The organism is Bradyrhizobium sp. MOS002 (genome assembly GCF_003020115.1).
Lineage (GTDB): Bacteria > Pseudomonadota > Alphaproteobacteria > Rhizobiales > Xanthobacteraceae > Bradyrhizobium.
The window spans coordinates 234,836-260,366 of sequence record NZ_PYFX01000007.1 but is presented as its reverse complement, the minus strand read 5'-3'; the positions used below and the strand labels follow the sequence as shown (position 1 = coordinate 260,366).

At 63.8% G+C, this 25,531-nt stretch carries 29 protein-coding genes; 16 read left to right on the top strand and 13 right to left on the bottom strand.

The window, feature by feature from the left end; all coding sequences use genetic code 11:
- Positions 1–264 precede the first annotated feature (264 nt).
- Positions 265–618 carry a cupin domain-containing protein gene (locus C7G41_RS22670; RefSeq protein WP_106944596.1) on the top strand — a complete coding sequence of 118 codons (354 nt, stop codon included), beginning with the start codon at positions 265–267 and terminating at the stop codon, positions 616–618.
- A gap of 38 nt (positions 619–656) precedes the next feature.
- Here the strand turns inward: C7G41_RS22670 and C7G41_RS22665 are convergent, their stop codons facing one another.
- The 3 genes from C7G41_RS22665 to C7G41_RS22655 form a co-directional block, all read right to left on the bottom strand.
- Complete coding sequence (locus C7G41_RS22665) at positions 657–1,169, bottom strand: hypothetical protein (RefSeq protein WP_106944595.1); 513 nt, start codon at positions 1,167–1,169, stop codon at positions 657–659.
- A gap of 115 nt (positions 1,170–1,284) precedes the next feature.
- Positions 1,285–1,713, bottom strand: a complete 429-nt coding sequence (locus C7G41_RS22660; RefSeq protein ID WP_106944594.1) for a VOC family protein — start codon at positions 1,711–1,713, stop codon at positions 1,285–1,287.
- 101 nt (positions 1,714–1,814) lie between these two features.
- The gene (locus tag C7G41_RS22655) at positions 1,815–2,966 is read right to left on the bottom strand and encodes a zinc-binding dehydrogenase (protein WP_106944593.1); all 1,152 of its coding nucleotides are present in this window, start codon (positions 2,964–2,966) and stop codon (positions 1,815–1,817) included.
- Between the two features lie 319 nt (positions 2,967–3,285).
- On the opposite strand from C7G41_RS22655, the gene C7G41_RS22650 reads away from it, so the two are divergent.
- From C7G41_RS22650 to C7G41_RS22635, 4 genes are all read left to right on the top strand, one after another.
- Positions 3,286–4,527, top strand: a complete 1,242-nt coding sequence (locus C7G41_RS22650; RefSeq protein ID WP_306768048.1) for an MFS transporter — start codon at positions 3,286–3,288, stop codon at positions 4,525–4,527.
- 71 nt (positions 4,528–4,598) lie between these two features.
- The gene (locus tag C7G41_RS22645) at positions 4,599–5,765 is read left to right on the top strand and encodes a CynX/NimT family MFS transporter (RefSeq protein ID WP_106944591.1); all 1,167 of its coding nucleotides are present in this window, start codon (positions 4,599–4,601) and stop codon (positions 5,763–5,765) included.
- Between the two features lie 68 nt (positions 5,766–5,833).
- On the top strand, positions 5,834–6,445 hold the full coding sequence (locus C7G41_RS22640; protein WP_106944590.1) for a PilZ domain-containing protein: 612 nt from the start codon (positions 5,834–5,836) through the stop codon (positions 6,443–6,445).
- Positions 6,446–6,776: 331 nt separating this feature from the next.
- Positions 6,777–7,403 (top strand): transglutaminase-like cysteine peptidase, encoded by a 627-nt coding sequence (locus C7G41_RS22635; RefSeq protein WP_199198542.1) that lies wholly within the window; start codon positions 6,777–6,779, stop codon positions 7,401–7,403.
- 122 nt (positions 7,404–7,525) lie between these two features.
- Here C7G41_RS22635 and C7G41_RS22630 read toward each other — a convergent pair whose 3' ends face one another.
- Positions 7,526–9,295 (bottom strand): CYTH and CHAD domain-containing protein, encoded by a 1,770-nt coding sequence (locus tag C7G41_RS22630; RefSeq protein WP_106944588.1) that lies wholly within the window; start codon positions 9,293–9,295, stop codon positions 7,526–7,528.
- A gap of 297 nt (positions 9,296–9,592) precedes the next feature.
- Positions 9,593–10,300, bottom strand: coding sequence for a GntR family transcriptional regulator (locus C7G41_RS22625; RefSeq protein WP_106944587.1), 708 nt, complete (start codon positions 10,298–10,300; stop codon positions 9,593–9,595).
- A 265-nt stretch (positions 10,301–10,565) separates the two neighbouring features.
- On the opposite strand from C7G41_RS22625, the gene C7G41_RS22620 reads away from it, so the two are divergent.
- From C7G41_RS22620 to C7G41_RS22595, 6 genes are all read left to right on the top strand, one after another.
- On the top strand, positions 10,566–11,552 hold the full coding sequence (locus tag C7G41_RS22620; RefSeq protein WP_106944586.1) for an ABC transporter ATP-binding protein: 987 nt from the start codon (positions 10,566–10,568) through the stop codon (positions 11,550–11,552).
- Between the two features lie 42 nt (positions 11,553–11,594).
- A complete protein-coding gene (locus C7G41_RS22615) occupies positions 11,595–12,884 on the top strand; it encodes a PotD/PotF family extracellular solute-binding protein (RefSeq protein ID WP_199198541.1) in 1,290 nt (429 codons plus the stop codon).
- A 4-nt stretch (positions 12,885–12,888) separates the two neighbouring features.
- Positions 12,889–13,848 (top strand): ABC transporter permease, encoded by a 960-nt coding sequence (locus C7G41_RS22610; protein WP_106944584.1) that lies wholly within the window; start codon positions 12,889–12,891, stop codon positions 13,846–13,848.
- 4 nt (positions 13,849–13,852) lie between these two features.
- Positions 13,853–14,731 (top strand): ABC transporter permease, encoded by an 879-nt coding sequence (locus C7G41_RS22605; RefSeq protein ID WP_106944583.1) that lies wholly within the window; start codon positions 13,853–13,855, stop codon positions 14,729–14,731.
- 20 nt (positions 14,732–14,751) lie between these two features.
- Positions 14,752–15,483 carry an aspartate/glutamate racemase family protein gene (locus tag C7G41_RS22600; protein WP_106944582.1) on the top strand — a complete coding sequence of 244 codons (732 nt, stop codon included), beginning with the start codon at positions 14,752–14,754 and terminating at the stop codon, positions 15,481–15,483.
- A 176-nt stretch (positions 15,484–15,659) separates the two neighbouring features.
- Positions 15,660–16,154: a hypothetical protein gene (locus C7G41_RS22595; protein WP_106944581.1), complete on the top strand. Its 495-nt coding sequence runs from the start codon at positions 15,660–15,662 to the stop codon at positions 16,152–16,154.
- A gap of 178 nt (positions 16,155–16,332) precedes the next feature.
- Here C7G41_RS22595 and C7G41_RS22590 read toward each other — a convergent pair whose 3' ends face one another.
- Both C7G41_RS22590 and C7G41_RS22585 read right to left on the bottom strand, forming a co-directional pair.
- Complete coding sequence (locus C7G41_RS22590) at positions 16,333–16,692, bottom strand: hypothetical protein (protein ID WP_106944580.1); 360 nt, start codon at positions 16,690–16,692, stop codon at positions 16,333–16,335.
- 103 nt (positions 16,693–16,795) lie between these two features.
- Positions 16,796–17,098 carry a hypothetical protein gene (locus C7G41_RS22585; protein ID WP_106944579.1) on the bottom strand — a complete coding sequence of 101 codons (303 nt, stop codon included), beginning with the start codon at positions 17,096–17,098 and terminating at the stop codon, positions 16,796–16,798.
- Positions 17,099–17,236: 138 nt separating this feature from the next.
- Between C7G41_RS22585 and C7G41_RS37895 the strand changes: the two genes are divergently transcribed.
- The gene (locus C7G41_RS37895) at positions 17,237–17,401 is read left to right on the top strand and encodes a hypothetical protein (RefSeq protein ID WP_199198540.1); all 165 of its coding nucleotides are present in this window, start codon (positions 17,237–17,239) and stop codon (positions 17,399–17,401) included.
- 2 nt (positions 17,402–17,403) lie between these two features.
- Here the strand turns inward: C7G41_RS37895 and C7G41_RS22580 are convergent, their stop codons facing one another.
- Both C7G41_RS22580 and C7G41_RS22575 read right to left on the bottom strand, forming a co-directional pair.
- Complete coding sequence (locus tag C7G41_RS22580; protein ID WP_106944578.1) at positions 17,404–17,934, bottom strand: gamma carbonic anhydrase family protein; 531 nt, start codon at positions 17,932–17,934, stop codon at positions 17,404–17,406.
- A gap of 90 nt (positions 17,935–18,024) precedes the next feature.
- On the bottom strand, positions 18,025–18,354 hold the full coding sequence (locus C7G41_RS22575) for a hypothetical protein (RefSeq protein ID WP_007602553.1): 330 nt from the start codon (positions 18,352–18,354) through the stop codon (positions 18,025–18,027).
- 219 nt (positions 18,355–18,573) lie between these two features.
- Here C7G41_RS22575 and C7G41_RS22570 point away from each other — a divergent pair, with 219 nt between their 5' ends.
- The gene (locus C7G41_RS22570) at positions 18,574–19,281 is read left to right on the top strand and encodes a hypothetical protein (protein ID WP_106944577.1); all 708 of its coding nucleotides are present in this window, start codon (positions 18,574–18,576) and stop codon (positions 19,279–19,281) included.
- A 110-nt stretch (positions 19,282–19,391) separates the two neighbouring features.
- Positions 19,392–19,976, top strand: a complete 585-nt coding sequence (locus C7G41_RS22565) for a DUF1349 domain-containing protein (RefSeq protein WP_106944576.1) — start codon at positions 19,392–19,394, stop codon at positions 19,974–19,976.
- Between the two features lie 245 nt (positions 19,977–20,221).
- Here the strand turns inward: C7G41_RS22565 and C7G41_RS22555 are convergent, their stop codons facing one another.
- Together C7G41_RS22555 and cysE are read right to left on the bottom strand one after the other, a co-directional pair.
- Positions 20,222–20,440 carry a DUF3126 family protein gene (locus tag C7G41_RS22555; RefSeq protein ID WP_027567779.1) on the bottom strand — a complete coding sequence of 73 codons (219 nt, stop codon included), beginning with the start codon at positions 20,438–20,440 and terminating at the stop codon, positions 20,222–20,224.
- 137 nt (positions 20,441–20,577) lie between these two features.
- The gene (gene cysE, locus C7G41_RS22550; RefSeq protein ID WP_007602549.1) at positions 20,578–21,402 is read right to left on the bottom strand and encodes a serine O-acetyltransferase; all 825 of its coding nucleotides are present in this window, start codon (positions 21,400–21,402) and stop codon (positions 20,578–20,580) included.
- 276 nt (positions 21,403–21,678) lie between these two features.
- Here cysE and C7G41_RS22545 point away from each other — a divergent pair, with 276 nt between their 5' ends.
- On the top strand, positions 21,679–23,055 hold the full coding sequence (locus C7G41_RS22545; RefSeq protein WP_199198539.1) for a hypothetical protein: 1,377 nt from the start codon (positions 21,679–21,681) through the stop codon (positions 23,053–23,055).
- Here the strand turns inward: C7G41_RS22545 and C7G41_RS22540 are convergent.
- Together C7G41_RS22540 and C7G41_RS22535 are read right to left on the bottom strand one after the other, a co-directional pair.
- A complete protein-coding gene (locus C7G41_RS22540) occupies positions 23,041–23,796 on the bottom strand; it encodes an alpha/beta fold hydrolase (RefSeq protein ID WP_106944675.1) in 756 nt (251 codons plus the stop codon). The genes C7G41_RS22545 and C7G41_RS22540 overlap by 15 nt on opposite strands.
- Positions 23,797–23,830: 34 nt before the next feature.
- Positions 23,831–24,967 (bottom strand): hypothetical protein, encoded by a 1,137-nt coding sequence (locus tag C7G41_RS22535; RefSeq protein WP_106944575.1) that lies wholly within the window; start codon positions 24,965–24,967, stop codon positions 23,831–23,833.
- A 304-nt stretch (positions 24,968–25,271) separates the two neighbouring features.
- Between C7G41_RS22535 and C7G41_RS22530 the strand changes: the two genes are divergently transcribed.
- The gene (locus C7G41_RS22530; protein WP_007602543.1) at positions 25,272–25,517 is read left to right on the top strand and encodes a zinc-finger domain-containing protein; all 246 of its coding nucleotides are present in this window, start codon (positions 25,272–25,274) and stop codon (positions 25,515–25,517) included.
- Positions 25,518–25,531: the final 14 nt, after the last annotated feature.

Genomic DNA, 25,531 nt, shown 5'->3' with positions numbered 1-25,531 from the left:
GACCCACTACATCCAGCGTTTTCGAGCCGTTTTGCTGCATATAGCAGGAGTTTGCGCCGAAGCAGAGGATTTCCGCGGCCACCCGGCTCAAATTGCACGCCATTGGCGGGGTGCCGGGATGTGCACATGGCCTCTCTCGGTCGAACGGCTTGGGTGGCGACCGCACGCCTTGCGACGAGACCATAACCCATCGAAACGCAAGTCTTGTCGCCCCAGCGCGTCGACCCCAAATCGTCTCACGAGGAAGCAAAACAAGGGTGACACATGGCCGACGGCATATCGCTTGCCGACAAACTCGCGACCTTCGGGGATTTCTGGTCGCCGCGCACGGTCACGACCTTCAACGATTGCGACGTGATGGTGGTGAAGGTGAAGGGAGAGTTCACCTGGCACAAGCACGAGGACACCGACGATTTCTTTCTCGTCCTGAAAGGCAGTTTGGACATCGAATTGCGGGATCGCACGGTGACGCTTGCTCCGGGCGAACTCTATGTCGTGCCCAAAGGTGTTGAGCATCGCCCGGTCGCGCGCGAGGAAGTTCATCTCCTGCTGATCGAGCCGACCAGCACGCCGAACACGGGCGACAAGGCCACCGCCGCGGCCCGCAAGCTCGCATAGCGGGTAGCTCGCGCGGCGCTGCCCGAATCCCTGCAGCCCTAATCCCTGGAGGTCACCGGGCTACTGAAGCCGCCGGCCAGCCTGGCTCTGGCCCGCGCAACGGTGTCCCTCGCCGCGCGGCCCAAGGCGCGGACCGCGCGCCAGGCTTCGGTCGCCTGCAGCCATGCCTTGACGTCTGTGAACTTGCCGTAGACCCAGGCAAAAGCCGGAATCCGCATCAGCTTGTCACGCGTGAGCTGGAACAGGCGCTCGACCAGCACGAGCTTGAGCAGCTCGCCGACGATGAAAGTTACGGCCCCGCTTACGACCTGGCCGGTTGCCGCGAGATAGGCCGCGACGGGCTTGACCGGCTCCAGGATAATGACGGGCACGGAAAACAAGGCGAGCGAGCAATAAGGCGACAGCGACCTGATCCAGGCGCGCAATCGCCAGAATTCGAAATGCCGCTCGATCCAGCGCGAGATTGGTCTCGCCACGGCCATGAAGACCGCATCCACCAAGAAGTAGATGGCCGCCGCGATGTAGGTCAGGGGCTTCAGGATTCGCTTCACGATGAACTCTCCCGTGAACTGAAAGCCGGAACCCGGGCCTTAGTTTCACCCTCGCGTGAATAACTCGCGGATTTTCAATGGAACTTTTCGCGCGCAGGCCCGCCGCTCCCGCGTTTCAGATCTCGGCATAGACCTCCAAGAGATTGCCGTCGGGGTCGCGAAAGAACAGCGTCCGATGCCCAAACGACTGGTTCGTCGGCGGCGACAGCAGCGCAACGCCGTGCCGTACGAGTTCTTCGGCACACGCATCGACTTCGGCCGCGGACACCTTGAAGGCCAGTTGCAGCGCGGCACTGCCCGCTGGCGTCGGCGCGTCAGTCGCGGTCCGGCTCGGCCTTGCCAAGGCCAGCGTGTTGGGGCCCAGGCCGTACTCGATCCAGTTCGGCGACAACTCACGCAGCAACGGAAACGCCAGAACCTCCTCGTAGAAGCGGCGCATCGCCGCCATGTCGCGCACGAAGATGACGGTGTAGTCGATCGCACGGATGGCGCTGAAGGGCGAGTGGGTGCGTTCGGTTGGTTCGGTTGTCATCTCGTCCTTCATTCCAAACTCCGACTCGTAGCCCGTATGGAGCGTAGCGGAATACGGGAAGCCACAGGCGAGAATTCCGGATTGCGCTGCGCTCCATCCAGGCTACGAATTTCTCACTCCACCAGCTCCGGCCACGGCACGATGGTGGACTTCACGGTCTTCATCGCCATCGCGTCCCTCACCGCCTGCGCGACGCCCGCCTCCGTGAACGGATAGATCGTCTGCATCTTCAGCCAGGGATATTTGCCCGCCGTGCGATAGAGCATGTCGACGCCGAGCGGCAGATCGTTGCCGGTAAAACCCCAGGAGCCCAACACATTGAGATCCTTGGTGCAGATGCGGTGCCATGAGGTCTCGGTCGAGCCGGCGTCGGTGAACTGGCCCATCTCGACATAGGTGCCGCCGTCACGCAGCATCTCGATGCCTTCGGGGCCGGCTGAGGGGTGGCCCGAGCAATCCATCACCAGATCGGCGCCGAAACCGCCGACAATGTCACGCACGCGGGCGATGCGGTCTTGTGGTGACTTCAGCTCGTCGATGTTCACCGTCGCCTCGGCGCCGAACTCGCGCGCGAGCTTGAGCCGCGGCTCCTCCGGCGCACCGACGCAGATCACGCGCCCGGCTCCCATCTCCTGCGCGGCAGCGACCGCGAGAATGCCGATCGGGCCCGAGCCCTGGATCACCACTGTGTCGCCCCAGGAAAAACCGCCGGCGCGGCTGGCGCGGTTGAAGGCGCGGATGCAGGAGGTCAGCGGCTCCGACAGCGCACCCAGCCGCAGCGACATGTCGTCAGGCAATTTGTAGATCTTGGTGCCCGGCAGCATGTCGAGGTCGACATAGACATATTCGGCCCAGCCGCCCCACATGTGCGGCGCCTTGTCGAAGCCGAGATAGCGGCCGTAATAGACCGGCGTCAGGCATTTGTTGGCGGTCAGGGGATAATGGATGCAGTAATAGCAGCGGCCGCAGGGCATCAGCGGCGGGATCATCACCTTTGATCCGACCTCGAGCGGCTTGCTCATGAAGTCCTCGGTGAATTCGTCGCCGCATTCGACGATGATTCCGCCGAGCTCGTGACCGAGCGTGAACGGCCACGGCAGCGGCTTCGGCCAATGCCCTTTCAGAATGTGCAGGTCCGTGCCGCAGACGCCGCACGCGCCGACCTTGATCAGCGCGCCCTTCCGGCCGACCTTCGGCCACGGCACGGTGCGGATGACAGGCTCGCTGCCCGGCCCTGCGTGGGTGCAGACGCGGATCTGGTCCATGGAGGTTTCCTCGCTGCCCGCTTGTTATGATTGATTGGTGCGGGCTGAGGCGAAGCGTATGTGAGATGCGCGCTGGTGCCAAGCCGCGGTCTCGTAGCCCGCAGGAGCGAAGCGACATGCAGGGCCAGCATTCCCGGATATCGCTTCGCTCATCCGGGCTACAGCGCCTGCCACAACCACCGCCGTCATCCTGAGGTGCGCGGGGATGACGGCGGAGTGTGTGGCCGCAATGCATGGCTGATGTTCGAGCACACCCAAGTGTCTTGAGCGCTCACGATTGAACGTGTAGGGACGAACCCAGTCCGACCCAGGTGCCCCCTTGAACCCCCTCCCCCAAAATCCCGTGGTCGCGTCCGGCTCGTTCGCGGCGATGAAGTCGGTGCCGTACCGACTGCAGTTCATCGCTTACGTGCTGGCGATGATGGCGGACAATATCGAGCATGTGATCAGCTATTGGGTGGTGTTCCAGAAATTCCATTCGCCGGCGCTGGCGGGCTTTGCGGTGCTGTCGCACTGGCTACCGTTCCTGCTGTTCTCGGTCGCGGTTGGCGGGCTCGCCGACCGGGTCGATCCGCGCCGCATCATCCAGTGCGGCATGCTGCTGTTTATTGTTGCCTCGGCTGGATGGGGTTTCTTCTTCATCACCGACACCATCGAGATGTGGTATGCGATGCTGCTGCTGGTGATCCATGGCTGCGCCGGCGTGTTGTGGCAGACGCCGAACCAGCTGCTGCTCTATGATCTCGTCGGCCCGGCCGATCTTCCGAGCGCGGTGCGACTGAACGCGATGGCGCGCTATCTCGGCATTCTGGTCGGTCCTGCCGTCGGCGGAATCATCATGCTCACGCTCGGCACCTCGCATGGCATCATTTTCAACACGCTGTTCTATCTGCCGATGCTGCTGTGGCTGTTCTGGGCGCCGGTGCGCGACAACAGCGTGGCCGTGCGGCGCTTCGCCGTGCGTGGCCTTGCCGATATCATGCTGACCATCCGCGCCATCGGCACGCAACCGGTGCTGACGGCGATGACATGGCTTGCCGGCCTCACCTCCTTCATGATCGGCAACGCCTATCACGCCCAGATGCCGGGCTTTGCCGGCGATCTCGGCCATGGCGATCCCGGAATCTCCTACAGCGTGCTGCTCGCGGCTGATGCGGCCGGCGCGCTGCTCGCGGGCATCGCGCTGGAATCCTGGGGACGGCTCAAGGGCACGCCGCGCACCGCGATCATGCTCGCCATGTTGTGGAGCGTGGCGCTGCTCGGCTTCGCCTCGGTGCGGATCTATCCGGTCGCGATCGTGCTGTTGTTCTTTGCAGGCTTCTTCGAGCTGTCGTTCAACACCATGGCGCAGGCGCTGGTGCAGTTGAACGCGCCGTCCGACATTCGCGGCCGCGTCGTCGGCCTCTACAACATGGCGGGGCTCGGCATGCGGGCGTTCAGCGGCATTACCGTCGGCTTGTTCGGTGCGGCGATCGGCATTCACTGGTCGCTCGGGCTCTCGGCCGCAGTGCTGTTGGCGCTGTTGTGTTTCCTCTATCAGCGCGCGGTGAGGAAGGCGTAGGCTCAGAGCTTGCGGTTGACTCCGGCCTCTCTCCACCGCACCCTCGATACAGGGCTTGGGGAGATGAGACGTTGCACAATCGCTGGGGCATTCTTGCGATCCTGTTCGTCGTTCGCCTCACCATCGCGTTCCAGTTCCAGAGCGTGGCCGCGGTCGCGCCGCTGCTGCAACAGACTTTTGGCGTCGGGCTCGCCGATATCGGCATCCTGATCGGGCTCTATTTCACGCCGGGCATCGTGCTGGCGCTGCCGGGCGGCGCGATCGGCCGCGCCCTCGGCGACAAGCCCACCACGATTGTGGCACTGCTGCTGATGACGGCGGGCAGTCTCGTCATGGCCACCACCGACGTCTGGGGCTGGCAGATGGCGGGCCGGCTCGCCTCCGGCGCCGGCGGCGTGCTGCTGACCGTGCAGCTCACCAAGATGGGCACCGACTGGTTTGCGGGGAAGGAGATCGCCACCGCGATGGCGATCTTCGTCAACTCCTGGCCGGCGGGCGTTGCGATCTCGCTGCTGGTGCTGCCGGCGATCGGCACCGCCTATGGCGCGGGCGCCGTGTTCCTCGTGGCCGGCGCGCTGACCGCGATCGGCATTGTGCTGATCACGTTCTACCAGTCGCCCCCGGGAGCGACCGCCAGCGCGGCCGGCTCCGGGCGGCTTGATCCGCTTGCGCTTCTGGCAGTGATCGTCGCGGGCGCGATCTGGGGCCTCTATAATGTCGGATTCGCCATGATCTTCTCGTTCGGCCCCTCGCTGCTCGCCGAGCGCGGCTGGAGCATTGCCGCGGCGGGATCGGCGATCAGCCTCGTGATGTGGCTGTCGGTGATCTCGGTGCCGGCAGGCGGCTATCTCGCCGACCGCTTCAAGCGCCCCCTCGTGCTGGCGAGCGCCGCCAGCCTGGTGGTGGCCGCCCTGCTGGCCTGGCTCACCCGGTCCGATGCCGTGATCACGATCCTCGTCCTGATCGGCCTGATCGGCGGCCATCCGGCCGGGCCGATCATGAGCCTGACCGCCCGCGTGCTCGTGCCGCAAACCAGGGCGATCGGGATGGGCGTGTTCTACACTCTCTTCTATGCCGCGATGATGCTGGGGCCGGCGGTGGCGGGCCGGCTCGCCAAATCGGCCGGCACTGCCGCGGTCGCGCTCGACCTCGGCGCGCTGACGGTGCTGGCCTGTCCGCCCCTGATGTGGCTTTTCGAACGCATTGTTTCTGTTCGTCATCGCCGGGCCCGATCCTAACGCGGCATTAACCCTGTGCACCTTAGGGTCGTCCCGGACTCCGCCAGGCGGGGGGTCGGGTTGTGAAAATGGCGTTGGCGCACAAAAGATTTCTTCCGGCCGCCGAGGAACGTCGGCGTTTCCAGCGGGTGAAGGTTCACCTGCTCGGCCGCTACATGCTGCCGGACCGCCGTGAATTCCCCTGCCAGGTGATCAACATGTCGCCGGGCGGGCTGGCGCTGCTGGCCCCCGGCATCGGCAATGTCGGCGACCGCGTGGTCGCCTATCTCGACCATATCGGCCGCGTCGAGGGCAAGATCACCCGCATCATCGACAATGGCTTCGCCATGACGGTCGGTGCGACGCCGCGAAAGCGCGACAAGCTCGCGGCCCAGCTGACCTGGCTCGCCAACCGCGACATCCTCAATTTGCCGGAAGACCGCCGCCACGATCGTATCGTGCCGCGCAACCCGATTGCGGTGCTGACGCTCGAGGACGGCACCAAGATGACCTGCCGCATCATCGACCTCTCGCTGTCGGGCGCGGCCATCGCCGCAGAGAACCGGCCGCCGCTGAATTCGACGGTTCTGCTCGGCCGCGTGCAGGGCCGCGTGGTCCGAAACCTCGAAGACGGCTTCGCGCTCGAGTTCATGCATTCGCAGCCAATTGAAACTCTCGAAGAGAGCGTTACCGCGCGGTAAAGCGCGAAGGCACCAAAACCACTGCATTTCCAGTACTGAAGGCGGCCTCCGCGATGCGGACGCCGCCTTTTTCATGGGTCGTGACCTGCCTCGCGCGGGTTAACGCGGGCGCTGTGGGTGCGTGCAAACAGCGGTTCCGCCAGCGTTTCCGCGTTAATCGATAAAATTTGAATCAATTGCAGTCGTATCGAATTTTATTCAAGTTTGACTCAAGTATAGATCGAATTCGCCGCGTGTTTTACTTGCATTCGTCTCGACTTGACTTGACTGACTTAGCGGCAACTCAAAAGCTCCCTGCGCAATGTGGTCCCAACAAGAAACGGGGGCCGCAATGTTGGACTTCAGGGGACAGGGGAAAGGTTTGGCGCTGGCCGCCATGCTTTTCGGAATGAGCGCGACAGCGCAGGCCGGCGAAGGCCGTCTGCTTTACGCGAGCCTCGGTGACACCACGCGTGCACCGATCGGCTGGGTCGAGTTCTGTGCGGACAACGCCGCTCAGTGCCAGGGCGCACCGACGCAGCCGCGCGACATCGTGATGTCGCAGGCTGCATGGCGCGACCTCGTCAAGGTCAATCGCTGGGTCAACGAGACCGTCAAGCCTTTGACCGACCAGGAGCACTGGGGCGTGATCGAAAAGTGGTCGCTGCCGTCGGACGGTTACGGCGACTGTGAAGACTACGTGCTGTTGAAGCGCAAGATGCTGATCGATGCCGGATGGCCGCGCGAGGCCCTGCTCATCACCGTCGTGCGCGACAAGAAGGGCGAAGGACACGCGGTGCTGACGGTGAAGACCGACAAGGGCGAATTCGTTCTCGACAATCAGAACGAGAACGTCGTTGCCTGGACGGAGACCGGCTATCGCTTCGTCAAGCGCCAGTCGCAGAGCGATCCCAACGTCTGGGTCTCGCTCGGCGACACCAAGCCGGCGGTCTCCACCGCCAGCGCGAGAGATCAGTAGAGACAAACGAAAGAGATACGCGACCCGGTCACATCCCCACCCCTCCCCGTCCCAGACCGGTTCGCGCGCGGCCAGCCATCCCCCAATGGCTGGCCGCAACTTTTTTGGGGGATGTACTTCGCTCAGTCCTGCGGCGTCTGCCGCGACCAGGGCACGCGCGCGGCGGTGAAATCGCGCCACGTGCCTTGCAAGGCGGGCTGCACCCCGATCGACGCGCGCGCCTGCCAGCCTGCGATCGCCGCCGCGGCGATGGCGCCGTCGGGCTCGGCACCAAGCCGGTCGAGCAATGATGCCGTGACCGCCATGTCGTTGAAGGCGCCGAGCTGCTCCTGCAAGCCGGCGAGCCTGCGCGAGAATTTTCGCGCGGATTTGCCGTCCGCGAACAGCGGCAGCAGAAACTCGCTGACGTAACGCAACCGCTTGGTCGCGAGCCGCACGCGGTGCAGACCTTCGGCGGGAAGCGACTTGAAGCGGCGGCCGCGCCTGAGCACCTTCGCATATTGCTCCGACAAAATGCGCTGCGCGAAGTTGACGGCGGGTTCGGCGAGCTGGCCGAGATCCTCAGTGGCGACGTCGTTGCGCCAGCCCCGCGTCTCGATCCAGCTGCCGAGGCCGATCAGAAATACGGCGCAGCGGCGATCTTCGAGCGCGCCATGCGCCCTGCGATAGGCGTCGGACTGACGCCCGGCCGCAGCCCGGCCCAGCGCATCGAAGCCCGCGACCGACGGACAGGCCTTTGCGATCGTCGGCAAGGTCGCGATCCGGAACACGTCCCAGTCGCGCGCGGCGGAGAGGTCTTGGGCCAGCCATCTGGCTTCCGACCGCAGTGCATCTAGATTGCTGAGCGCGCCGACCGACCGCATCAGATCCAGGGCCGATCGAAGCCGGCGTAGCGCAACGCGCAGCTGATGGACGCCTTCCGGATTGCGGCCGTCCTCGGCCGCCGGCAGCGACTGAAGCAAATGGAGGAAGCAGGACCGCAGAATTGTCGCGAACGCCCCGTCCAATGTCACCGACGGATCGAGACGAAGTTTTCGCGGACGTCGCGCCGAGGGCGGCTTGTCGGCGGCAAGATCGAATCCGCGTGCCGATTTGGTTCGGATGGACGGCTTCACGACGCCGTGCTCTGCAAGCCGCGACGCGATCTCGTAGATCGTGCTGGCGCTGCCGCTCTTGAGTTCAAGTTCGATCTCGCTCACCGGTCGCGACCGGTCGCCCGCCGTCAGCACGCCCTGGTCGAAGGCGATTTCGACCGTGCCGGACGGCAGGTCAACCATCCGCGCATGACGATGAATGTCGGCGGTGAAGACGACCTCGAGCGGCTGCGCTGCGAGAGAGCTGCGAAGCTTCTCGGGAATGAACGGCATTGCCAAAGCGAGATCGGGCGCAAGCGAAGGCACGCGCGCCTCCCACTCACCGCGGCGGAGCGGATCGTGCACCGCATCGGTCTTCACGGTTTGCACGAAGCGCGCGCCGCTCTGGCGAACACGCAAGCTCAAGCCGTTGCGATGCAACGTCCGCTCCGGCGTGTCGTAGTAGGCGGACTTGAGATGTTTGCGCGTGCCCTTGTTTCGCGCGTTCGCCGCGATGACGGGCGCAGCGTTGAAATGGGCCATGCGACCGGCATCGACGAGAAGCTTGAGCTCGATCTCACCGGCGGCATGCGCGGCAGCGTTGGATCGGAGCGGTTCCGTTGCCGGTTCCGCATCTTGCGATGGCGTCTGATCGATCACAGCGCCCTCGACGATCACAGGTTCCCCGACGAGCTCGGCGGGCTGACGCTGCCTGAAGAAGCCGGCGACGACTTGCGTTCTCTTGTTGTCCTTCGCAACAGGATTCCGCTCCGGCGCGCTCGTGGTTTTGCGAGCCGGTGAAGCGTCTGATTTCAACATTGCCGGTGACATGACAGTTCAATGACAGAACGTCAGCATATAGCCGGTACGGCCCGGGAGGAATAGTAACGTTGCGTCGCAACGCACTGTCATAATTGGGCGCAGCTGACGAACTAAATTGCCGCCGCGTACAGGAAGCGATCGGATTACTAGCGAATCTCACGGTTCCCGAAACCGAGATGAACGCGTCAGCGAGCTTGACTCATGCCAGCCGAGAAGTTCTGCGTCCGGTTCACGGAGACCAAGGTCGGACGACGACCGGCGGTAAGATCGAGACACGCGAAGGCGATCGCAGGCTTACGCTCCGAGCACGTCCGCGAGCCGCAACTCGTCGGCGGCGGGATCCTTCAGGAACAGCTCGGCCTCGATCTCGTTCAGATGCGACAACATCTGCGCGCGCGCGGCCTCCCTGTCGCATTTGCGGATCGCGGCGACGATCCCGGCGTGATGATCGGTGCCGCAGGCCGGCGTGTCGTGCCGGCGGTAGAGCAGGATGATGAGCGAGGAGCGCGCGATCAGCTCCTTGAGAAAACCGAGATAGATGCTGTGGCCACTCATCTCGGCGACGAGCCGATGGAAGTCGCCGGAGAGACGGACCGAAGCACGCGCATCGCCACGCTGCTCCGCTTCGCGTTCCTCGGCAAGATGCCGCTGGAGACGCCCGATCCAGGCCGGCGACACCGCATCAACTGCGTGATCGACGATCGTCGGCTCGATCAGGCGGCGCGCCTCGAACACTTCGCGCGCGTCCGCAGGCGTCGGCCGCGCGACGAAGGCGCCGCGGTTCTTCTCGATGTTGACGATGCCCTCATGTGCGAGCTGTTGAAGCGCGGTGCGGACCAGCGTTCGGCTTGCACCGTAGATCTCGCCGATCTCGTCCTCGCCGAGTTTCGTGCCGGGCAGCAGGCGATGTTCGAGGATCGCCGCAGTCACGCCTTCCCGGATGCGACTGACGCGATCGCTCGCATCTGGCGCGTCGGATTTCGGTCGGGACTTGGCAGCCATGATTGTGAGGGCTCGATCGTCGAAGATGGCGTCGAATCCTAGTCGACGAGCTGTATCCAATCACAGGCGAAACTTTATACAATCCGCGCCTGTTTTGTGTGCACGCAACTGCGAAGGCAACGGGCCGGCCAGATCCAAGTGATTCGATCTAACGATCTGACTTCGCTGCACTGTTTCGGAATTCGGCCGGCGGAGAACGATTCAAGCGCGATTGGCATGGACCTTGCGGAGAGAGGCGTAGCATCGCCCTCGTCCCGGACACGCCATGGCCACTCCCGCCGCCCTCGAACTGGTCGCCGTCACCAAGCGCTACGACACGACGCTGGCGGTCGACACCGTCAATTTGAAGATCCCGGCCGGCACCTATTGTTGCCTGCTCGGCCCCTCCGGCTGCGGCAAGACCTCGACCTTGCGCATGATCGCCGGCCACGAGGCCGTCAGCGAAGGCGACATCATCCTGGGTCCGCAGAACGTCACGGATCTCGAACCCGCCAAGCGCGGCACGGCGATGATGTTCCAGTCCTACGCGCTGTTTCCGCACCTCAGCGTGATCGACAACGTGGCGTTTGCCCTGAAAATGCGCGGCATCGACCGGGCGACGCGGCACAAGCGCGCCGGCGAATTGCTCGAGCTGGTGGCGATGACCCCCTACGCGGCCCGGCTCCCCGCACAGCTGTCCGGCGGCCAGCAGCAGCGCGTCGCGCTCGCTCGCGCGCTGATCACCGAGCCGCAGATCCTGTTGCTCGACGAGCCGCTCTCGGCACTCGACCCGTTCCTGCGGGTGAGGATGCGGGGCGAATTGAAGCGGCTGCAGCGCGAGCTCGGCATCAGCTTCGTCCAGGTCACGCACGGCCAGGAAGAAGCGATGGCGCTGGCCGACCACATCGTGGTGATGAACCAGGGCAGGATCGAACAGCAGGGAAGTGCCCGCGACATCTTCCATCATCCCCGCACCGAATTCGTGGCGCGCTTCATCGGCGGCCACAACGTCCTCAGCGACGCAGGCAAACTCATCGCCGTGCGCGCCGATCAGCTCGGCATCGCGCCGTTCACTGACGGCGCGTTCGGCGCGCCGGCGCTGCTGACCCAGACCGAGTACCAGGGCTCCTACATCGCCGTCTCGCTCACCCTCGAAGACGGGACCGCCCTGTTCTCCCACCTTCCCGAGGCCGCCTTCGACGTCCACCAGTTCCGGCCGGGCGATCGCGTGCTGGCCACCTGGGATCCCGCCAAGGCGCAACGTCTGCAATAGCGCCGATCAATCACCGGAATGCGCAACAGAGGAGTGACTGATATGACCGAAACGACCAGGAAGAAGGGCCTTAGCCGCCGCACGCTACTGAAGAGCACCGCGGGTCTCGCCGGCCTTGCCGCCGGCTCCGGCGCCATCACCGGCTTTCCCTATGTCATGTCGGCCGAGCCGAAGGTGCTGCGCTATCTCGGCACCGCGGTGAACGAGGGCGACGACATCTCCAAGCAGTGCCTGAAGGACACCGGCATCAAGATCGAATACATCACCGCGACCACCGACGACGTCACCAAGCGCGTGATGACCCAGCCGAATTCCTTCGACGTGCTGGATACCGAATATTTCTCGCTGAAGAAGATCGTGCCGTCAGGCAACATCCTTGCCCTCGACGCCAGGAAGATCAAGGAATTCGACAACATCACCCCGGTCTTCACCAAGGGCGAAACCCCCGGCGGCAAGAAGATCGGCGGCCAGGGCACCGCGCCCTGGAAGGTGCTCTATCTCGAAGGCAAGGATTCCAAGAAGTTCGCGACGTCGGCGACCGAATTCGTCACGCTGATCCCGACCGTCTACAACGCCGACACGCTCGGGATCCGCCCCGACATCATCAAGCGTCCGATCAGCTCGTGGGCGGAGCTGCTCAATCCCGAATTCAAGGGCAAGGCCTCGATCCTCAACATCCCCTCGATCGGCATCATGGATGCCGCGATGGTCGTGGAAGCCTCCGGCAAGTACAAATATGCCGACAAGGGCAACATGACCAAGGAAGAGATCGATCTCACCATGAAGGTGATGACCGAGGCCAAGAAGGCCGGTCAGTTCCGCGCCTTCTGGAAAGACTTCAACGAGAGCGTCAACCTGATGGCCTCGGGCGAGACAGTGATCCAGTCGATGTGGTCGCCGGCGGTGACGAAGGTCCGCTCGATGGGCATTGCCTGCACCTTCCAGCCGCTCAAGGAAGGCTATCGCTCCTGGGCCTCGGGCTTCTGCGTCTCCAAGGGCGTCTCGGGTGCGAAGCTCGAATGGGCCTACGAGTTCGTCAACTGGTTCCTGTCTGGCTACGCCGGCGCCTATCTCAACCGGCAGGGCTACTACTCGGCCGTGCTCTCCACCGCGAAGGCGCATATGGAGCCTTACGAGTGGGCCTACTGGATGGAAGGCAAGGCGGCCGAGAAGGACATCAAGGCGCCCGACGGCTCGCTGCTGGAGAAGGCCGGCGCCGTGCGCGACGGCGGCTCCTACGAGGACCGCATGGGCGGCGTCGCCTGCTGGAACGCGGTGATGGACGAGAACGACTACATGGTCCGCAAGTGGAACGAGTTCATCGCAGCGTAATGTGATGGATACGTCAGAGGACATCCTGCAACAGGCATCCCCGGGATTGATCCCGGGGTCGGGCACAGCGCGCGCCGCAAAGCCGACGCGGCTGTCGCCGTCCTTCGTCTCCTGGCTTCAGGCCGGGCCGATGATGCTGGTGTTTCTCGCCTTCTTCCTGATCCCTCTGGTGTTCGTCGTCATCGTCTCGTTCTGGGATTACAATGAATATCAATTGCTTCCGGCCTTCTCCGGCCGCGGCTACACCGACACGTTCGAGGGCTGCATCGCGCAGCTCCCCGATCTCTGCACCATCGCCAAGACCTATCTGAAGACGCTGAAGCTGTGCTTTCTGGTGTGGGTCATCACACTCTTCATCGGCTTCTGGGTCGCCTACTTCCTCGCCTTTCACGTCAAGTCAAAAACCTGGCAGATGGGACTGTCGCTGCTCTGCACGATCCCGTTCTGGACCTCCAACGTGATCCGCATGATCGCCTGGATTCCGCTGCTCGGGCGCAATGGCCTTGTCAACTCAGGCTTGGTGAAGACGGGGCTGATCAACCATCCCGTTGAATGGCTGCTGTTCTCCGAATTCTCCGTGGTGCTGGCGCTCGTCCACCTCTTCACCTTCTTCATGGTGGTGCCGATCTTCAACTCGATGGTGCGCATCGACAAATCGTTGATCGAGGCCGCCTATGACGCCGGCGCGACCGGCTTCCAGACGCTCGTCAACGTCATCATCCCGCTCGCCAAGCCCGGCATCGTGATCGGCTCGATCTTCGTCATCACCATCGTGATGGGCGACTTCATCACCATTGGCGTGATGGGTGGGCAGCAGATCGCGGCCGCCGGCAAGATCATCGAGACGCGGGTCAACGCGCTGCAATTCCCGGCCGCAGCGGCCAACGCCGTGATCCTGCTCGTCATCACGTTCCTGATCATCACCATGATGTCGCGCATCGTCGACATCAAGAAGGAACTCTAGAGCAATGAAGGAAGGACGCCCGCGCTCTTTCTACGTGCTCGCGATCTTCTTCGCGGCCTATGTGCTGTTCCTCTACGGCCCGATGATCGCGATCTACGTGCTGTCGTTCCAGGGGCCGCAGGGCGGCCTCACCTTCCCGATGAACGGGGTGTCGACTTTCTGGATCGCAAAACTGTTCCAGGGCACCGGCATCGTCGATCTCGGCGCGGCCTTTCGCCGATCGCTGCTGCTTGGCATTATCGTGATGATCGTCACCGTCGTGCTGTCGGTCGCGGCCGGCATGGCGTTTCGCCGCAAGTTCAAAGCGCAAAGCATCCTGTTCTACTCGGCGATCGCAAGCCTCATCGTGCCCTCGATCATCACCTCGCTCGGAATCTCGCTTGAATTCCGCATCATCGACGATCTGATCAAGGCCCATTGGAACGAGAATTTCGAGACCTCGATGGGCCTGCTCACCTCGGGCCTCGGCGCGCATCTGACCTGGACGCTGCCGTTCGGCCTGCTCATCATGTTCGCGATCTTCAACCGCTTCGATCCCAGGCTCGAGGAAGCCGCGCGCGATCTCGGTGCGACGCCGTGGCAGGCCTTCCGTCATGTCGTGCTGCCGATCATCCTGCCCTCCGTGATCGGCATTGGACTGTTCGGCTTCACGCTGTCCTGGGACGAACTCGCGCGTTCCAGCCAGGCGATCGGCGCGGTGAACACGCTGCCTCTCGATCTCCAGGGCCTCACCACCACCGTAACCAACCCCGACATCTATGCGCTCGGCACCGTGATCTCTGCCGTCTCGTTCACGGTGATCACGCTTGCGCTTGGCACCATCCACATGCTCAACAAGCGACAGGCGGCCAAAGGCTCGGACGCCGGCAAGGGGCTTGTCTGAGAAGGGGCTCGTCTGATCCCATGCGGCTTCATGTCGTCAATCCCAACACCACGGCGTCGATGACGGCGAAGATCGCCGCTGCGGCGCGAAGCGTCGCCCTGCCCGACACGGTGATCGATGCCCGACAGCCCACGATGGGCCCGGTCTCGATCGAGGGATTTTACGACGAGGCGTTCGCGGTGCCGGGCATGCTCGGCTGTATCCGTGAGGCCGATCGCGACGGCGCCGATGCGCATATCATCGCCTGCTTCGACGACACGGGCCTCGACGCCGCGCGCGCCGCGGCAAAGGCACCCGTCATCGGCATTGGCGAGGCCGGCTTCCACATGGCAAGCCTGATCGCCGCGCGCTTCGCCGTGGTGACGACGCTCAGTGTCTCCATCGTGCCGATCGAGCATAATTTGCGGAAATACGGCCTCGCCGAACGCTGCGCCCGCGTCCGAGCCGCCGAAGTGCCGGTGCTCGCGCTGGAGGAGCGCAACACCGATGCGCTCGCAAAAATCTCCACGGAGATCACAGCCGCGATCCGCGACGACCGCGCAGAGGCCATCGTGCTCGGTTGCGCCGGCATGGCCGATCTCGCCAATGAACTCGCCGCCACGCACGGCCTGCCCGTGATCGACGGCGTCGCCGCGGCGGTGGCCTTGGCAGAATCACTGGTGCGACTGGGACTGAAGACCTCCCGGCTCGGGCCCTACGCGGCGCCGCGCTCGAAGACCTATTCCGGTCCGTTTTCGCCGTTTCAGCCCTGATCTCTGTTCCTGACGGGCATTCGGAGGCTCAAGGCCTCCTGATTGCTGGTTTTTTTGCTCTTAGCCTCTTTTTGGTCCCATTCCTTGCCGAAACGTAACGCTTTCGGGACGCCCCGGCGGCTTTCGGCTTGCCGGTCTTCGCCACTCACCAAGTTTCAATTTGGGTTTTGTCAGCGATGATCGATCTCGCAGAGGACACACGGTCCCATCCCCTCCTTCGCCTAGGCGCCCAGCCCATCGCGCTGACCGCCGCCGCCCTTCTCCTGCTGATCGCCGGCGTGACCTCGATCGCGATCTGGCGCGCCTATACCGGCTCAGCCCCTGAGACCGACCGGGTGGTGGCCTCGCGGCAGCTTCAGGCTCGCACCGCACAGGCGTCCGAGCAGCTGGTCGAGAAGACCAAGGGGCTGGAAGCAACCCAGCAGGAATCGATTGACCAGCTCCAGGTCGTTCAGGACCAGCTCCAGAGTGTGAAGCGCTTGCTCGCATTCCAGCAAGCCGACACCAAGCGTCTGTCCGAGCAAGTCACGACACTCAACGAGTCCATCGACGGCCTGCGGCAGTCCTTTGCCAGCGCCCGCGCCACCGAGGCGGAGACCCCCTCGGTTACCCGCAGGAAGCCCGCACGGCATCGTGTCCATGCCAGCGCACGCAAGCGCTCGCGCGGCTGAGCAGCCGGCGTCGCCCTCTTAAATTTTTCGACTTGTGAACTGGATCACATTCGCCCGTATGATTCCGAGCGATGGTCGCCGTTACCGGATGGCGTGAGCCGATTTCAATGTCCGGGGCTGGCAAGGTCGTTGACGGTATATTGCGTCAACGACCTTGTTTTTTAACGGGTACCGCCGCCTATTCGCAGACGTCCACGGGGCGGATACGCCAGCCCGACGGCGTCATGACGCGCTTGCGCACGACGTAGCAGCCGCCATAGCCACCAACGTCGTAGCCGGTACCATAGTAATACGGATCGCCGTAATACGGTTGGCCGTAGCCGTAATAGCCACCGTAATAACCCGCGCCGGCGAGACCCGCCCCGATGGCGATTCCCGGCCAGAAGCCGCCGCCGCGCCAATGGCCGCCGTGACCCCAGCCCCCGCCGTGGCCCCAGCCGCCACCCCCGTGGCCGAAACCCCGCGCCTGTACCGCTTGCGGAGCCGACAGTCCGACTGCCGCGACGGCCAGCGCCGCCATCATCATCTTGCGTAACATCACTCGATCCTCTGCGTGGACAGGCTCCACGCTCCAAAGCAGGACCAAGCTAATCGCCTTGGGGTATTCCTGACAGCCTCACTGTCTCACTTCCCCGCGAGCATCAGCAGCCGCGACAGATGCTCTTCAGCTTCTTGTCGAGCAGCCGGTTCTCGGCGTTGACGGCGGCATCAGTTCCCCTATCTCCGCCTGCGCCGGTGGTAACTCCGGGTGCAGCATTCGCACCGGACGATTGGGCGGTACCCAGACTGTTGGTGCCAGGCGCGGAAGCCGGAGAATTGGCGACACCTCCGGCCGATCCTGCGGAGCCGCCGGTGGCTTGCGCAAACGATACGGCCGGCATCGCGGCAAGGGCGAAGATCACGATCACGGACTTGGTTGAACGGGCTGTAGGCAATCTGGCCATTGAAATTCTCCTTCGCCGGTCAACCGCCGCAGCAATGAGCGGTTCCGGAACAAATGACGTCGCATCAGCTTGAAACCGGGAAGGCGGGCAGGATCACGCGCAAGCTGATCTGCTCTGGAACAGAAAGGCGCAGTCACGATGAACGATCGCGATGCTTTTGCAGAAGGCGAACGCGCGGCGCATAAAAACATTCCGGCGGAAGCCAATCCGTACCAAAACGGTAGCGACGAGCATGCCCTATGGTCCGCGGGGCACGAGAAGGTCGCAAGCGCAATAGAAGCGCGCGAGTCCGAAGGAAGCTGAGCTCACCCGATCCGCTTGAGGCCCTTCGTGAAGCGCGGGCCGTTGGCGACGTAGAACTTCGCAGCACTCCCCATCTTCTGGACCTGGGCGTCGTCGAGCGTGCGGATCACCCGCGCCGGCGAACCGATGATCAGGGACCGTTCGGGGAATTCCTTGCCCTCGGTGATGACGGAGCCGGCGCCGACGATGCTGTTGCGGCCGATCCTGGCGCCGTTCATCACGATGGAGCCCATGCCGACGAGTGCGCCCTCCTCGATGGTGCAGCCGTGCAGGATGACGTTGTGGCCGACCGTACAGTCCCTGCCGATGTTAAGCGGAAAACCGAGATCCGTGTGGCAGGTCGAGCCGTCCTGCACGTTGGCGCCCTCGCCGATCTCGATCCACTCATTGTCGCCGCGCAGCACCGCGCCGAACCAGACGCTGGCACCAGGCCTCAGGCGCACGCGGCCGATCACGGTGGCGGTCTCCGCGATGAAGTAGTTGCCGTCGGCGGGAAGGTCGGGCGCCTGCCCGTCGAGCTCGTAGATCGCCATGAGGGTCTCCTGTCGGGTCAACCCCAGCCATAGCGAAACGGCAGCCTTGACGCAAAGGGCCGCCGCGCAGGCAGCCCTAAAGCGCGCGCATCAGACCAGAACGCCCGCCGCGCGGAGCGTCATCAGGAAGAAGGTGCCGCTCATCATGCTCCAGAAGCCGGCGATGACGGTCGCCATCATCACGAATTCGACGCGGCGGCTCTCCACCTGCCTGCCGCGCAGGGTGTTGCGCATGATGATGAAAGGCGCCGCGAAGACCAGGAACGGAACCGCCGCGAAGGTCTTCGGCGCCACACCGTCCTGCAACAGGCCGAAGCCGGCGGGCCGCTGTGCGACCGTCTGGTATCCGCTCACGAGCGCTCCCGCGAGCGCGAAACCGATGCCGATCGAGAAGAATGTATTGAGAGCTTCAGGTGTCATCGGAACGGTCCGCCCTTACGCAACGCCAGAGCCTTCCTGTGACAAAGAGTGCCGGTTAACGCTACATTATCCTTAAGGGAAGGTTAACGCCGCCAGCCGTCCCACGCAGGCCTCTCTCCCTTCCCTGCAGCCGGCGAACGCTCCGCGAAATCGCCGCCGCGTGGCATATTCGCCGCTGATTCGTCGGCCATCGGCCGACTTCCGGTACATTCGCGGCTCATGACGGTGTTTTCGGCAACCTCCCCTCAGTCTCCCCGGACGCGCACCCGGGCCCACGTGGTCCCGATCGTGCTCGGCGGTACTGCCGCGGTGTGCGCCGTCGCGCTCGTCGCTTATTTGTTGTGGCCAACCTGGGGTCCGAGCGGCGCGAACGGCCCGGACAAGCTGCCGGTGAGCGTCGGCGGCACGCTGTTCAACCTGCCGATCACTGCGATCCGCATGAAGATCCAGCGCCACTCCGGGCCGCAGGAGCGGATCGATCTCGACTTCCTGTACCCTTCGCTGGAGCCGCCGGGTGCGCCGAAGCACGTCACCGCCGATAGCGTGGATGCGGCGATGCTGCCGATCGACCGCATCTTCCTGTCGATCGCCGCGCATCGCGATGCGCTTTCGCCCGAGCAGCGGACGGCCACGATCTATCCGCGCTATCTCGACCAGGCCGCAGCAATGCCGCAGGACGGGCTGACGATGCGGACGTTCCGCGCCGACACGCCTTACGGCAGCGAGGATCTCTATTCTGCCGCAAGCCCCGCGCTGACCGCGCGCTGCACGCGCGATGGGCCGACGCCCGGCATGTGCCTCGCCGAACGCCGCGTCGGCGGTGCCGACCTCACCTTCCGCTTTCCGCGGAACTGGCTGTCGCAATGGCGCGATGCGGCGGAAGCGATGGACCGGCTTACGGCGCAGTTGCGGGGAGCGAAGGGCTGAGCGGCACGCTTCTGTCCTTAAGCTGGGCCATCGACTCATTTCGGGCGGCCAGCCATATCCGGATAGATGCGAACTGGACGAAGGCACGGTAGTTGGCTGCGAGGTTAGATATGATTCTCGGCAGAAGTGACGGTGTGTGGCTAAATGAACCGGAGCGATGGGCGGCAGAGGGTGATGACCTGCGCATGCTCACGGACAAGTCGACCGATTTCTGGCGCGAAACCCATTACGGCTTCAATCGCGATAGCGGACATTTCCTGGGCTTTCCGACAGGCGAAGCATTCACCGCAGATTTGCGTGTTCAGGGCGATTTCCGGGCGCTTTACGATCAGGCGGGCATCATGGTGCGCATCGACGCGCATCATTGGGTCAAGGCCGGAATCGAACTGTCGGATGGCCGCGCTATGCTCGCGAGCGTGCTGACAAACGGGCAATCAGACTGGGCGACAGCACCTTATGAGCATAGTGCCAGCGACTTCTGGGTCCGCGCGACCATCGCCAACGGTGTCCTTCGTCTGCAGGTTTCGGCCGACGGCAAATCCTGGCCCCTCATGCGGCTGGCGGCGTTTCCTAAAGCAAACTCCTACCTTGTGGGACCGATGGCCTGCACACCCGAACGGGCGGGGCTAGAAGTCGTATTCTCGGCGTTTCGTCTGACACCTCCCCTCGGAAAAGACCTGCACGACCTGAGCTGAGCATTTGCCCTCGCAAATACATGCCTTCTTGGTCCATGCGAACCCTGGTGCGGTGATCGATGTGAACGACGCAGCAGCAAACCTCCCATCGAGCGGACGGATCGCGACATGGTCGTGCAGGCCGACCCCGTTGATGCCGAGGGCATCACCGTCGCTGATGCCACGGCGCGGCTGCGTATTCTTGCAAGGAAGTAAAGGCATCGAGCCGCGTCCGCGCGGCCCCGATGAGCGAGACGATCGTCGAACTATTCCTGATCGACGAGGTCGTCCTCGAGGATCGCCATCTGGAACTGGAACGAGCGATCATCGTCCTCGTCGTCGACGAAGAGCACACCGATGAATTCCTCGCCGATATAGACCTCGGCGGAATCATCCTTCTTCGGCCGCGGTACGACGCGGATCTTGGAATTGCCGAATACGCGCTTCAGATACGCGTCGAGCTTCCTAACTTCCTTGACGTCCACGGCAAGTCTCCAATCGAAATCTGGGTTGGCGGGGTTTTAGGACGAGACGCGACCAACCGCCAGCATGAATTGCCAAAGAATTTTTGGGGACGAAGGGGCGGAAAATCCGCCCCTTCCGACAAGCTCGATGTTCCCTCTCAGAGACCCATAGCGTTGATCATCTGATCCATGGTGCGAGACGGCTCGGCGCAGCCGGCTTCGCCGACGACCTTGGCGGGCACGCCCGCGACCGTCACGTTGTGCGGCACGGGCTTGACCACGACCGAGCCCGCCGCGATGCGCGCGCAATGGCCGATCTCGATATTGCCGAGGATCTTCGCGCCGGCGCCGATCAGGACGCCGTGACGGATTTTCGGATGACGGTCCTCGTTCTCCTTGCCGGTGCCACCGAGCGTGACGCCATGCAGGATCGAGACGTCGTCCTCGATAAGTGCCGTCTCACCGCAGACGAAACCGGTGGCGTGATCGAGGAAGATGCCGCGGCCGATGCGCGCGGCGGGATTGATGTCAGTCTGGAATACCGCAGACGCGCGGCTCTGCAGATAATACGCAAAATCCTTGCGGCCCTTCAGATAGAGCCAATGCGCGAGGCGGTGGGTCTGGATGGCGTGAAAGCCCTTGAAATAGAGCAAGGGATCGATGAAGCGCGAGGTCGCGGGGTCGCGGTCGTAGACGGCGACGAGATCGGCGCGGAACGCGTTGCCGAGATCTGGATCGTCGCGCAGCGCCTCGTCATAGGTCTGGCGCACGAGATCGCCCGACAGCGCGGAGTGATCGAGCCTATCGGCCACACGATGGATCACCGCATCTTCCAGGCGGCTGTGATGCAGCACCGTCGAATAGATGAAGGTCGCAAGCTCCGGCTCGCGGTGGACGATGTCCTCCGCTTCGCCGCGGATCCGATCCCAGATCGGATCGAGCGTTGCGAGCTTTCCTCCCGGATTGACCTGATGCACTGCCATGAGATCTGCTCTTTCGAATTGGCTCGTTTCGCTGTTTCTATAACACAGTCTAGGCGACAAAGTCCTGACGGGCTTGCCTGAGAGTGAACAGTGCGTTGCTCCGCCAGGGCATGCCAACGCGTTGAATCACAACAGTTTCTTCTTACACCCCCGGGCGGCAAGGTCGGCTCAAAATGGTCAGGGTTTCGCCAAATTCAAGCCGGGCGGCGTCAAACTATTGGTGAATTCCGCCTCAACGGTGATTGCGGGCATGGTCCGAGTGAGAACGGAGCGGATTTGACCATCACCACCGATCATGCGCGCGCGGGCGCCGCGGGCTCACTATGGCTGCGGCTCGCCGCGGTCGCCCTGCCGCTCCTGATGATCGCGCCGGCGTTCTGGAACGGCTATCCGCTGTTGCAATGGGATACCGGAGGTTATCTGGCGCGCTGGTACGAGGGCTATCTCGTCCCGAGCCGCTCCACCGTGTTCGGCATCTATCTGCACTATGGCGAGAGTTCTGGTTTCTGGATCAATCTCGCGGTCCAGTCGCTGGCGACGCTGTGGCTGTTGCAGCTCACCTTGCGCGTACTCTGCCTGATGCAGACGCTCCGTTTCGTCGCGATCAGCCTGCTCCTGATCCTGTCGACTGCGCTACCCTGGCTTGCGAGCATGCTGCTCACCGACATTTTTGCAGGCCTGTCGGTGCTGTCGCTATTCCTGCTGGTCATCGGTGGGCAGCGGACCTCGGCGCTCGAAAAAATCTCGCTGTTCGTTTTCACCGCCTTTGCCGCCGCGACCCACAGCGCCACGCTCGGCGTGCTGCTCGGGCTCTGCGTCGCCGGCTGGATGGCGCGGCCGTTGCTGGGGCGCCGGCTTCCGATCGCCGGATTGGCTCAAGCGAGCCTCACCATCGCCGCCGGCGGCCTGATGCTGGTGTCGGCGAACCATGCGTTGTCGGGCAAATGGACATGGACGCCCGGCGGCACCGGCGTCGCCTTCGGCCGCATGATGCAGGACGGCATCGTCGCGCGTTATCTCAATGACCATTGCCCGCGCGAAAAACTAAAGCTCTGCCCCTATCGCGACCAACTGCCGGCGACCGCCGACGAATTCCTGTGGGGCAAGAGCATGTTCAACACGCTCGGCCGCTTCAAGGGCATGAACGACGAGATGGGCACCATCGTCGTGGGTTCGCTCGCCGACTATCCGGCGTGGCAGGCCGGCGCGGCCTTGCGCGCCATGGGCCAGCAATTGCTGCATGTGGCCACCGGCGAAGGCACCAATGGCTGGATCCCGCACACCTACGGCATCATCGAGCGCTATATCCCGGCGCAGGTCGCGCCGATGCGCGCGGCGCGCCAGCAGCACTGGGCCGTCAATTTCGACGGCGTCAACTGGCTGCACGTTCCGGTCGCGCTGGCCTCGATGCTGGCGTTGGTCGTATTCCTCGCGCTGTCGCTCCGAAAGCGCCGGCTCGACGATCTCACACTGCTGGCGGCAACCGTCGTGCTGGCGCTGCTCGGCAACGCCTTCATCTGCGGCGTGATTTCCGGGCCTCACGACCGCTATGGCGCGCGGATGGTGTGGGTTGCCACCTTCGTGGCGTTGATGGCACTGGCGCGGCGCTGGAGCAACGACGAACCGGCGGACGAGACCTCAGCTGCGGCGTGACAGGAAATCGAGCACGCCGGTCTTGTAGACCTTGTCGCCGACCGCGCGCATGTGATCGCGGTTCGGAATGTCGAGCACTTCCGAACCCGGGATGATGGCACCGAGTGCGCTGGCCGAGCCCGCGACGTCGTCGGTGCTCCCGACCGCGATCAGCACCGGCACGTCGATGCGCGCGGCTTCGTCCTTCGTCATGAGATCGCGCGTGCCGCGCAGGCAGGCGGCCAGTGCCTTGCGGTCGGAACGGGTTTGGTCTGCAAAAGCACGAAAAGTGCGTCCGACGGGATCGGACACGTCGTCGAGCGAGGGCGCTTCCAGCGCCTTCGCCACGTTCTCACCAGGCCCGGTGCCCTCGATCAGGCCGCCGATGCCGATGCCGCCGAGGATTGCCGAACGCAGGCGCTGCGGCTCCTTGAGGGAAAGCCACGCCGTCATTCGTCCGCCCATCGAATAGCCCATGAGATCGGCCTGCGGGATAGCGAGGTAATCCATCAGCGCGAGCACGTCGCCGGCCATGGTCGGGATCGAGTACTGCGCGGGCTCGTAGAGCTTTGCGCTTTCGCCATGGCCGCGATTGTCGAGCGCAATGACGCGGCGGCCGTTCTTGCGCAGCTCCGAGACCCAGGTCGGATAGACCCAGTTCACGTTCTTGCTGGAAGCAAAGCCGTGCACCAGGATAATCGGATCGCCCTCGCCTTCGTCGAGATAGGCAATTTCAACGGCGCCGTTGTGAAAGCTCGGCATCATCAGTTCCGCAATCTTGAGGGGAAGAGGTATCTTAGGCCGTGACGGCAGCGCTTGCCAGAACGGCTTCGGCGTCGATCCGGGCCTGGCGAAGTCGCCGCGCCCGTCTGCGATCGCACCAGGCCTGAGTCAGGCGCTCCGTCGTCGCCTTGATCGAGGACAACAGGCCGAACAGCGTCAAGGCCGCACCGAACAGCCAGAGAGCAAGATTGAACGCCCCGCCAATCAGCAGCAGCGCGCCGCGGCCGAGCAGCTTCAGGATCGCGCGCGTCTTGCCGCCCTGCGCTTCCGCGAGCCGCACCGCGCGTGCCACGTCCTTGGGACCTTCGGCGATGCGCAAGCTATCCATCGCGCCGCGCGTGCCGGTCTTCTCGACGACCCGCGTGACATCCTTGCCGAGCCGAACCAGCGCACCAGCCTTCTCGACGCGGAACGCGGCCTTGATCGCGCTCAAGGTCTGGCCCGGCCGCAGCACCGAGCCGGAGGCCACCGCGTTCTGGAGCATCGGCGTATCGACGACCTCGCGCGCGGACCGGCCGGCCCATGCCGCTAATCCCTCGCCGAGCCGGCCCACCTTGCGCGCGTCCTTCACCAGCGTCAGCCCGGCGCGAACCGGCGCGGCACCGCCGATGGAAACGTAGGTCACGGCCGTGACGGCGAGACCCGCGGCCGCAAGGCCCAGCACCAGGCGATCGGTCTCCTCGCCCATGGCGAGGTGCTTGCCCTCGCGGACGACGTCCCGGATGTCGCCGATGACGAAGAGATCGCCGGCCACGGTCCCCGACAGGCTCGCAACATCGTCCGCGTTGCCGGTGACGAGACCGGTGGCAAACCGCTTTGCGACATGCGAGGTGGAATTTTCGGCTTTGACCGCGTCGCCGACACGGCTCAGGAGGTCGTCAGGCAGCGCGATGTTGCGGTCGCGCGCCAGCGCGACAAAACTGTCGGCGAGATCGGCATCGCCCGATGCGAGCGCGACCTCGATGTTGTCCTGAATCAGGCGGTCGTTGTGCCGCAGCAGTGCGTCGAGCTTGATTTCGGAGAGCGCGGCGGGATCGTCCTGGGCGGCCAGAATCGCGCCAGCCTCGCGGGCATGCGGTGCTACCTGCGCGAGCAAGAAGCTGCATGCCGCGATACCGGTCAACGCTGTGCTGATTCGCAACCATTTCATGCGGAGAGCCTGGACGGTCCTGAGATCGTTGACGCCTGACGGTTCGTCTTTCGTCGCAATTACGCTCGTCCACAGACATAGTATGCCAAAATTGCGACACAACGTCCCCGACGAAAGAAGGGCTTCTCTCAGGCCGCAAGATTGTGTCGAATTTGCATGAGCAAATGAGCATGGGGCATTGCGGAGCTTTCGGTTCCGCTGGACTAGCAATCATCTGTACCCACCAGTATGGTCCGCGGCGCCTTAATAATGCCGCGTCAGTCGTGATTGTGTCTGCCGCCATTGCCACTCCAGGATGAGTACGATGTCCGACCATGTCGTCCCGCACTTCCACAACGATGCCGGTGTCCCCGTCATCGAGATCGGCTCGCAAGAGTTCATGTGCGTGGGCGCCAACCCTCCGTTCGATCATCCGCACGTCTTCCTCGACCTCGGCAATGACAACGAGATCATCTGCCCCTATTGCTCGACGCTGTACCGTTTCGCCGCCGACCTGAAGGCGGGCGAAGCCCGTCCGCCGGAATGCGTCCTGAAGGACAAGGTGGCCTGACCGCTTCCATCGGC

Bases quoted from the DNA above. Each gene is read 5' to 3' on its own strand.
- C7G41_RS22640 (WP_106944590.1), top strand. From the start codon at position 5,834: ATGGCGTTGGCGCACAAAAGATTTCTTCCGGCCGCCGAGGAACGTCGG.
- C7G41_RS22530 (WP_007602543.1), top strand. From the start codon at position 25,272: ATGTCCGACCATGTCGTCCCGCACTTCCACAACGATGCCGGTGTCCCC.
- C7G41_RS22620 (WP_106944586.1), top strand. From the start codon at position 10,566: ATGGCCACTCCCGCCGCCCTCGAACTGGTCGCCGTCACCAAGCGCTAC.
- C7G41_RS22660 (WP_106944594.1), bottom strand. From the start codon at position 1,713: ATGAAGGACGAGATGACAACCGAACCAACCGAACGCACCCACTCGCCC.
- C7G41_RS22630 (WP_106944588.1), bottom strand. From the start codon at position 9,295: ATGTTGAAATCAGACGCTTCACCGGCTCGCAAAACCACGAGCGCGCCG.
- C7G41_RS37895 (WP_199198540.1), top strand. From the start codon at position 17,237: ATGAACGATCGCGATGCTTTTGCAGAAGGCGAACGCGCGGCGCATAAA.
- C7G41_RS22565 (WP_106944576.1), top strand. From the start codon at position 19,392: ATGATTCTCGGCAGAAGTGACGGTGTGTGGCTAAATGAACCGGAGCGA.
- C7G41_RS22540 (WP_106944675.1), bottom strand. From the start codon at position 23,796: ATGCCGAGCTTTCACAACGGCGCCGTTGAAATTGCCTATCTCGACGAA.
- C7G41_RS22535 (WP_106944575.1), bottom strand. From the start codon at position 24,967: ATGAAATGGTTGCGAATCAGCACAGCGTTGACCGGTATCGCGGCATGC.
- C7G41_RS22600 (WP_106944582.1), top strand. From the start codon at position 14,752: ATGCGGCTTCATGTCGTCAATCCCAACACCACGGCGTCGATGACGGCG.
- C7G41_RS22655 (WP_106944593.1), bottom strand. From the start codon at position 2,966: ATGGACCAGATCCGCGTCTGCACCCACGCAGGGCCGGGCAGCGAGCCT.
- C7G41_RS22615 (WP_199198541.1), top strand. From the start codon at position 11,595: ATGACCGAAACGACCAGGAAGAAGGGCCTTAGCCGCCGCACGCTACTG.
- C7G41_RS22585 (WP_106944579.1), bottom strand. From the start codon at position 17,098: ATGGCCAGATTGCCTACAGCCCGTTCAACCAAGTCCGTGATCGTGATC.
- C7G41_RS22605 (WP_106944583.1), top strand. From the start codon at position 13,853: ATGAAGGAAGGACGCCCGCGCTCTTTCTACGTGCTCGCGATCTTCTTC.
- C7G41_RS22670 (WP_106944596.1), top strand. From the start codon at position 265: ATGGCCGACGGCATATCGCTTGCCGACAAACTCGCGACCTTCGGGGAT.
- C7G41_RS22635 (WP_199198542.1), top strand. From the start codon at position 6,777: ATGTTGGACTTCAGGGGACAGGGGAAAGGTTTGGCGCTGGCCGCCATG.
- cysE (WP_007602549.1), bottom strand. From the start codon at position 21,402: ATGGCAGTGCATCAGGTCAATCCGGGAGGAAAGCTCGCAACGCTCGAT.
- C7G41_RS22625 (WP_106944587.1), bottom strand. From the start codon at position 10,300: ATGGCTGCCAAGTCCCGACCGAAATCCGACGCGCCAGATGCGAGCGAT.
- C7G41_RS22595 (WP_106944581.1), top strand. From the start codon at position 15,660: ATGATCGATCTCGCAGAGGACACACGGTCCCATCCCCTCCTTCGCCTA.
- C7G41_RS22570 (WP_106944577.1), top strand. From the start codon at position 18,574: ATGACGGTGTTTTCGGCAACCTCCCCTCAGTCTCCCCGGACGCGCACC.
- C7G41_RS22590 (WP_106944580.1), bottom strand. From the start codon at position 16,692: ATGTTACGCAAGATGATGATGGCGGCGCTGGCCGTCGCGGCAGTCGGA.
- C7G41_RS22575 (WP_007602553.1), bottom strand. From the start codon at position 18,354: ATGACACCTGAAGCTCTCAATACATTCTTCTCGATCGGCATCGGTTTC.
- C7G41_RS22580 (WP_106944578.1), bottom strand. From the start codon at position 17,934: ATGGCGATCTACGAGCTCGACGGGCAGGCGCCCGACCTTCCCGCCGAC.
- C7G41_RS22610 (WP_106944584.1), top strand. From the start codon at position 12,889: ATGGATACGTCAGAGGACATCCTGCAACAGGCATCCCCGGGATTGATC.